The following is a 7,465-nucleotide window of genomic DNA, read 5'->3' as shown; positions in this document are numbered from 1 at the left end:
TGTTCGCCATTCTCTGTCCTCCGTTTCCTAAACATAACGGTGGACCAGTTCAGATGGGGCACTCCACCGCCCTTGAGGATATGGCGGAAACTCTCGGCGATCCGTACTTTGGCGCAAAGGTGGCAATCGAAACAGCGAAAAAAGGAACGCAGGCTTTCCGGGATTCGGCGACCCATGCTCTCAACTTTGGAGATTTTTTGTCCCGGTTGGTGGAGGAAGTCCGAAAGCAGGTTAATAACGTGCGGTACTCGGTTTCCATTTCACCCGGAATGTCAAGCTTCGACATTAACCGCACCGTCAGTGTGACTAAGCCGTCAACACAGTTGGATGCAATCGGCGTCGCACTTTATGCGACTTTGATAAAGAAAGGGATCGGAAAAACCTTCGACCCAAAAGACATCCTGATCACTGTACCAACCACCCAAGGGCTTCCGCCGGGTTTTCTCCCGAAGCAGGCGCTCATCAGATCCCAGATCGACGGCTTGCGGATTTCATTTCCGACGCACTGGCTTTGGGCACCATTCTCGCTGGACTGGGACCTGGTGAAAAAGTCACGAGGGGAGTTTGCATCAGATGGCCGCAGAGAAGCGACCCTTTCCTATCTTCGAGACATGCTGAAGGACAACATCGCTCATCAGGATCTGACACTGAACGTCTTTGCCTTGATCTGCCGCCAGCATCCACGCCGGATCCAGCGCATCTTATGGGCAAATGGCACCTCCTACAGTCAGATGAAGGACGACGTGCGCCAGAGCATCACCGAAGACCTCTTGTCGAACACGACCCTGCCCATCGCGCAAATCGCTCTTCAGGTGGGTCTCTCCAGTTCGGCCGTCCTAGACCGGGCATTCCGGCGATGGACCGGCAAGACGCCGTCAGGTTTCCGGGGTGATCTCCCCCGCCATCGGGCCTATCCGGGGCCGGTGACGGGGTCACGCTAGCAGAGCTCGGATACACAAGGGTCCACCAGCTTGCCCGACCGCAGCGTGATACCCTTCTCTGCCAGGTGCGTGTTCACGTCGGCGAAGATCGCCTCCGTCGGCCCGCGGCGCTCTTCGCCCGAGTTTAGACCTTACAGCTGAAAGCGTAGTCGGCCGCTAAGGGCTCGTCGCCGTCGTTCGCCGATACGACCGTGAATGACCGCTTCCAACTCGGGCGATAGTGCTGCGCTTGCGAGGCGTTCGGGTGTCGCGAACGGCTGCAATGCGCAGGCAACTGCCATTGGGGACGCCCTACGACCGACAGCGGCATGGCCGAACCCTCAAATCACAATGACATCGACGTATGGACGTTCCTCAGCGCTCCACCTTGTGAGAAGCATGACAGCCCCGGTGTGCTTTAGATGACACATGCGCGAAACGGCTTCACATGCTTCCACAGTGCTTCCAGCTACCTTCAAAAATGCAAAACGCCGCCAAGATGGCGGCGTTTAAGCAACTGTATAAAAACAGAAAATTTGGTTGCGGGGGTAGGATTTGAACCTACGACCTTCAGGTTATGAGCCTGACGAGCTACCGGGCTGCTCCACCCCGCGCCAAGAGGTGCCTATCTAGGCCCGGTCTGAATCGGCCGCAAGAGAAAAATGGGGGTGATCGTCAAAAAACTTTCATCTTCTCAGTGAAGGAGATCCGACAGCTCTTGCTGTATCGCCTCGGTGAAATCCTGCTCATGCTGCGAGGGAGAACGTAGCGATGCGAATGACGAAGGACCACTGCGTCAAGTGATGGACGGCGAAGCGTAAGATTTCGCCGGTGCTTGAGATCATTCTGGCCAGGACAACCTCTGTCGCAGCGAGCTGTTCGTTCAAGTCGTCGTCCTCCGAGATCGAGGGTTGGGTCGAAGACTCGGAGCGCGGCATGGTGAACTCCCTGCGTGCCGCCCGCTCGACAAAAACGGCAGGCCCTCATGCTACGGAAAGACGGCACTTTATCCGGACGCTCCATGAGAGCTTGCTGGCGGACGGGATCGAGGCGCCCTGACCAAGGCCTGCTGCGGAGGCCCGTCAATTTCAGGCTGACCAGGGCAGTGCCGAAGGTCGATCTCCGCTCTACCGAGCCGATCAGGGCGATGATCGAGAAGGAGCCATCGATTGGCTACCGGACGATGGCCTCGCTCAAGGGCTTCAACATGAACAACGTGCAGCTCGGTCGGACGCTTTCACGAACCGGTGGCGTTTGCGTCCTCCTTCCGGATCAAGGGCTGGCAGGTCCGCAAGTGCGCCGTGAGCATGCGGCCCCGCCTCGAGTCTGTGCCGTCGGGCGCGATTGCGCCAAACGAACGCTTGTCGACGGACCTCTGCCGTGTCTGGGCAGATCGAGACGGCTGGACAACGCTCGTTCCTGTCATCGACTGCAGCGCGTTTCCGGGCTGGCGCCTGTCGCGCTTCGACAAGGCCAGGCTGCTGCCAGTGCCCAGCAGCACGCGCCAATCCTCCTGTTCGACTTCTTGGGCAAGGCGACGCGCGAGTTCCCGTTGAGGACCGACCACGGCCTGGTCTTCACCACGCGTCGCGACACCGCATTGGTCCGGAGTTACGGCCTGAAGCAGGCATGCATAACGCCGCACTGCCCGCAGCAGGATGGCATGGTTTCGCGCGTCATCCAACTTTGCAGGAGCCGTATATCCATCGCCATCGCTTCGACGGCATCCAGCACGCGACCCACTCCATCGATGACTGGGTCAGCTTCTGCAATCGCCGCCACCCGGATCAGGCGCTTGCCATGCGCACGCCTGCCCGGGCATTCACATTTGTAACCTGACCTGAGCAGACTCCACCGGGTCGATGCACTGGTTCTCCTGCACTGATCCATCCGGCGCCGTGACGACCCAACGGCCGGAGCTTTGGGCTGCGAGATCATCATGGTAGGGAACCCTGTGATCCGGGGAATCGCCATGGAAATATCTCCTGAAACAATGACCGGAACAGGCGCTCTGTTCGCGTCCCAAGACATTCTGGCGCGCCGAAACACCGGAATGGCTCTGTCCACTGAGGACTCTCGCGGGCAAACGCAGGTTGACGAAGGGGACCGGGCCCGCAGCGTTGCACTCACCCCGGTCGGAGCATCAGTCTCACGCCCCTTGCATCCCCCTAGACACCCGCTGGAACAGGCAAACGCTTCAGGGCCTCCCGAGCAGTGGTCAGACGCCCATGTTGCGGTTGGGCGCCGACGCCAAATATCAGCGATCCGGACCGTCGCCGGAGGCGGTCCATGAAGGCGCCCGCACGGTGGGGGCTTCGCTGGCACATCTGGGTCGCCGGGACAATTGCGGTGCTTGGCCTCATGCTGGCAGGCAACACGCTCTCGAGATACTTCGGATTGCTGTCACCGGCGAAGAGCCCAGAGGCCGTGTCACGCATGATCGCCTCGTATTACCGCGTGACCTTGCCAGACGGGACAGGCCCCTGGCCTACCGCCTTGCTGTTTTCCGGCTGTGACGGACCAAGGGACAACATGGATCGGTGGGCGGAGGCATTGGCGACGGCGGGCTGGGCCTCCGTCATCGTCGACAGCCATGGTCCTCGTGGCTATATGGATGCCCGCATCTGGCGGCTGATCTGCGCCGGGCAGTTGCTCACCGGTGCGGAGCGTGCCGGAGATGTTGCGGTCGCAATCGAGGACGCGCGGGCGATGGATGGGGTCGATCCTGACCGCCTGCTCCTGCTTGGAGCGTCGCACGGGGGCTGGGCGATTCTCGACATGTTGGCGTTGTACGATCGCGGGGAACGACCGCACGGGCTGTCACGCTGGCCTCCGTCGATCTCGGAAAGAGGTCTGACCGGGATCCTCGGCGCCGTTCTGTTCTATCCCTATTGCGGCGCCGGGAGTCAGGTGGCGCGGTTCGGCTGGACGACCGATGTGCCGACGCTGTTCCTGCTGGTCGAGGGCGACACTATCGCCGACGAGACCTCCTGCGAGGATCTTGTTGCGCGCATGGCGGCGCAGGGCAACGACGTCACGTCGCTCGTGCTGGACGGCGCGACCCATGGGTTCGATCAGGCCGAGAAGAGCCCGTTCAGCATTCTGGAGTTCTCGCCCGAGGCAACCCGCGCGGCGCAGATGGCCGTCGAGAGCTTCCTGGAGCGGCTGTCGCCCCGGTGACGCGCGAGCGCTATCCAGGGCGCCTGAACTGGAACGCCCGCCGTTTTCCGGGGTTGGCCCGCAGCCCGCGTATCGTTTCGTCCAGCCGCGCCGCCAGCCCCCAGTCGGCATAGCGCTCGTGCGCCATCTCAAGGTAGCCCAGCAGGTCCTTGTCGGAAAGATCCGCGGTCCGGGAGCGGCACAGATCCTGCCGTGTCGGCGTGCGGTGGCACAGGAAGACCAGCGTGTCGCGCGGCACATGCACAAGCGGTGTGAAGAACTCGGAAAGCCGCTCCATCTGCACCGGCACCCACGGCTGGCTCCAGTGAAGAAAGTCCTGTTGAACCAGCAGCGACCGTCCCGGCACCAGATGCGGCAGGAAGGCTTCCGCCATGCGGTCCATCGTATCGGCCGCTTTGGACGCATCCATGATCAGCAGTTCGATCGGATCGCCGCACCACGCCATCTCGTCGATCTCGCCGCGATGAAACCGGATCCGGTCTCCCCAGGGTGCCAGTAAGTCCTGCGCAAGTGGCAGGATATCTGCACCTTCGAACGGGGTGATTCCCTGTGGGTAGAGGATCGAGCGCTTCACGTCCTCGCCCGCGGTGAAACGGTCGAAGGCATGCACACGCGCATCGTGGCCGGAGACATCCAGCCCCTCGGCCAGTCGCGCCGTGGAGCCTCCCGCGAAGCATCCCAGATCGACAATCTCGCCGGTGCCTTCTGCCCAGAAGGCGGCAAGCCAGAAGTATAGACGCTGCTCTTCGGCGCCGAGCATCGTGGGGACGGCGCGCGCCTTGCCGAGCGCGCGATCCATCAACATCGACCATGGCCGGTCAGCGAGGGCCTTCGTTGCCGTGTCGAAACGGGCGTCTTGGACAGAGGGGCGTGGCGGTGTCTGCATGAAATGGCGTTACCAAAGGCCTGTCTCCAAGGCCATGCCCGAGGTGGCGTCCCTGCCATCCGGAGCGGCCGAAGGGCAAACTGCTGGCCGTTGTGATATGCGCTTGACGGTCCCGGGCGGAATACCTAAGAAACGCTGGCCGTAGGGGTATAGCTCAGCTGGTAGAGCGACGGTCTCCAAAACCGTAGGTCGCGGGTTCGAACCCTGCTGCCCCTGCCACTTCCCATCTTTAGACAGACCCGGTCGCAATACGGCAGTATCCCGCCTCCCGTGCGTCCACGCGTCATCGGTTTCGGAACGCTCGTTGCGGAAATTCGGACCGTATCTGTGAAGAGCGGAATGACAGAAGGCGCGCACGGCCGGTGCGGCAGCTACAGGCCGTGCAATCTGTTCCTGGGTGGCGCAACCAAAAACGCGCCGAACACAACGAGACACGATGAAACGTGTGCCCACCAGAGGCGAAACCATTACCAGCGACAGCCAACTGCCTGTCAAAATCATTATTACCCCGGTGGACACACCATGCTTGTCCCACTTCCAAATGGCGGAATGGTGGCAACGGTTCGGAGAGTTAATGAGATTTCCGAGGCAGGCCTTTCAGGCCCGCTCGGGATGCCGATGCCGCGCCGTTCCCGAGGCAGATTGCCCGGCAGAACGCACGTCGGTTGCATTGATACCCAATCCCTTCGGGCCCTTGCGCCGACGCGGCCGGACGGTGGGCTCCGCCCCTCGTTGAGCCACCTGACGTATGGGCATGCTGGCCGGCATCGCGCTAGAGACATCGGGTTTCGCCACGATTTCGTCGGACTCATCCGACTCGAAGACTTTGCGCTCGCCAAAAAGGCTGGCGCGGGTGACGGTGCGGGCCTCGCGGGCCGCACGAACCGCAGTGCAGATCATTCGCAGCACCGCCCAGACCACGGCCGCCGTGAAGAAGGCAGGCACAAGCGAGATCAGGATGACCTGTGGCGGCGCGCCGGTCGCGGACGCAATTCCGATGAAGGCCAGCAGGATCAGCACGAGCGGCGAACGAAGCCAGCTGGCCGCGCCGGTCTGCGCAGAGGTGTCGGAGCCGTCTGGCGCGTCCTCGAGTTCCGGCAGCATCGGGACGCGCGCCTCGGCCACCACACGGACCTGCGACGCGCCGATGCGGGCCAGATCGTCCGGCTCACCCTCAGCGACATCGTGCGCCTGGGAAGCTGCGCGGCTCCGGTCGAAATTGGAAATAGCCGCGAACAGGAGAACCATGCTCAATGCGCCGACCACGGCCGTGAGCTGCATCGACGTCGCCGGATCGGCCGCCAGCGCGACCTCGCGTCCGTCGAGGAACGGCTCGATGAAGATGAAGTCGGACGCGGGCGTCAGGCCGGCCCCTTGCATTGCAGCAATGGCCAGGTCGCCCAGTTCCGGCGACGGCGCCACGCGACCGTTGAAGTGGTAGACGTCTCTTTCGTAGCCCCACGCAAGGCGGGTCTGCCAAACATCCTGAGCCGGATTCGAGCTGGCGACCCAGCCGCGGAACTTCTGCTCCAGAACCGACGGAACGAGGATCGCCGCGCGTCCCACGCGTGCTGTCTCGTCCTCCGCGCCGTCGAAAAGGACGAACATGAGACGTTCGTCGCCCTGCCCGCCGTCGTCCTTGACGAGATGGGTGTTGAAGTCTGGGTTTATCCAGCCAAGCACGTTGATCTCGCCGGCGAGGTGGATGTCGTGCGCCTTTCGGAAGTCCGCCAGAGCCACGGGCGCCGGTGCCGGCTGCGCAAGCGCAGCCTTCTTTTCCTGCTCTACCCGCACCAGATCGCTGTGCATCCACACGGCGAACGCAGCGACAATCAGAGACAGCAGCAGGTACCCGTGCCAAGGCATCCGAAACGTCCCACCGAACATGACAATCCTCCAATCGCAACAATTCGGTCGTTTTGCACTCATTGGAGATTTGGCGGAACATCATGGCACAAAGTGGGCAATCGGCCGGATCGGGTGAGGCGCGTCCCGAAACCGGCGGATCTTTGCCGGTCGCGTTTTCGGCAGCCGGCTTGAATTCGCCGCACGGGGCGCGTATGTGCAGCGCTCGAAGCAGATATCGCGACAGTTCGGGAAGACAGATGGCCAACCCCCTCCAGTTCATGCAGCAGGTGCGCACCGAAGTCGGCAAGGTCGTCTGGCCGACCCGTCGGGAAGTGTTCCTGACCACCATGATGGTCTTTGCCCTGGCAACGCTGACCGCGATCTTTTTTTTCCTGGTCGACCTTCTGATCCGCAGCGGCCTGACGCAGGTGCTCCGGTTCTTCGGCTGAATCCGGCAGGCGAACAAGGAACGGGGCGGTCGATCCGCCCTTGAAAACGGACGGTCCCGGCGCTAAAGCAGCCGAACTCTCCCCAGCAGGCGTGCATCGATTCGGGTCGCACGCCGCTTTTCTTTTGGGATGGGCCATCCCGATGGTCCGGGGACAGGGACAACAGGAATTCGCCTGAGCCA

6 protein-coding genes and 2 tRNA genes are annotated in these 7,465 nt (G+C 62.2%); 5 read left to right on the top strand and 3 right to left on the bottom strand.

The window, feature by feature from the left end; translation table 11 throughout:
• The coding region (locus ACFQ2S_RS16345) for a helix-turn-helix domain-containing protein (protein ID WP_386076063.1) at positions 1-941 on the top strand (941 nt) is incomplete at its 5' end.
• Positions 942-1,457: 516 nt separating this feature from the next.
• On the opposite strand, the gene ACFQ2S_RS16340 is transcribed toward ACFQ2S_RS16345, so the two are convergent.
• A tRNA-Met gene (locus ACFQ2S_RS16340) sits at positions 1,458-1,534 on the bottom strand.
• A 1,015-nt stretch (positions 1,535-2,549) separates the two neighbouring features.
• Here ACFQ2S_RS16340 and ACFQ2S_RS16335 point away from each other — a divergent pair.
• Together ACFQ2S_RS16335 and ACFQ2S_RS16330 are read left to right on the top strand one after the other, a co-directional pair.
• Complete coding sequence (locus tag ACFQ2S_RS16335) at positions 2,550-2,759, top strand: hypothetical protein (protein ID WP_386076062.1); 210 nt, start codon at positions 2,550-2,552, stop codon at positions 2,757-2,759.
• Between the two features lie 450 nt (positions 2,760-3,209).
• Positions 3,210-4,100 (top strand): dienelactone hydrolase family protein, encoded by an 891-nt coding sequence (locus ACFQ2S_RS16330; RefSeq protein ID WP_386076060.1) that lies wholly within the window; start codon positions 3,210-3,212, stop codon positions 4,098-4,100.
• A 10-nt stretch (positions 4,101-4,110) separates the two neighbouring features.
• Here the strand turns inward: ACFQ2S_RS16330 and ACFQ2S_RS16325 are convergent, their stop codons facing one another.
• Positions 4,111-4,905: a class I SAM-dependent methyltransferase gene (locus ACFQ2S_RS16325; RefSeq protein ID WP_386076058.1), complete on the bottom strand. Its 795-nt coding sequence runs from the start codon at positions 4,903-4,905 to the stop codon at positions 4,111-4,113.
• Between the two features lie 224 nt (positions 4,906-5,129).
• On the opposite strand from ACFQ2S_RS16325, the gene ACFQ2S_RS16320 reads away from it, so the two are divergent.
• Positions 5,130-5,205 (top strand) — tRNA-Trp (locus ACFQ2S_RS16320).
• Between the two features lie 378 nt (positions 5,206-5,583).
• Here the strand turns inward: ACFQ2S_RS16320 and ACFQ2S_RS16315 are convergent.
• Positions 5,584-6,873: a hypothetical protein gene (locus ACFQ2S_RS16315; protein WP_386076056.1), complete on the bottom strand. Its 1,290-nt coding sequence runs from the start codon at positions 6,871-6,873 to the stop codon at positions 5,584-5,586.
• A 218-nt stretch (positions 6,874-7,091) separates the two neighbouring features.
• On the opposite strand from ACFQ2S_RS16315, the gene secE reads away from it, so the two are divergent.
• Positions 7,092-7,283 (top strand): preprotein translocase subunit SecE, encoded by a 192-nt coding sequence (gene secE / locus ACFQ2S_RS16310; protein ID WP_386076054.1) that lies wholly within the window; start codon positions 7,092-7,094, stop codon positions 7,281-7,283.
• The last annotated feature ends 182 nt before the right edge of the window (positions 7,284-7,465 follow it).

The sequence above is a fragment of the Tropicimonas aquimaris genome (genome assembly GCF_042676185.1).
Lineage (GTDB): Bacteria > Pseudomonadota > Alphaproteobacteria > Rhodobacterales > Rhodobacteraceae > Tropicimonas > Tropicimonas aquimaris.
This window is presented reverse-complemented; position numbering and strand designations above follow the sequence as displayed.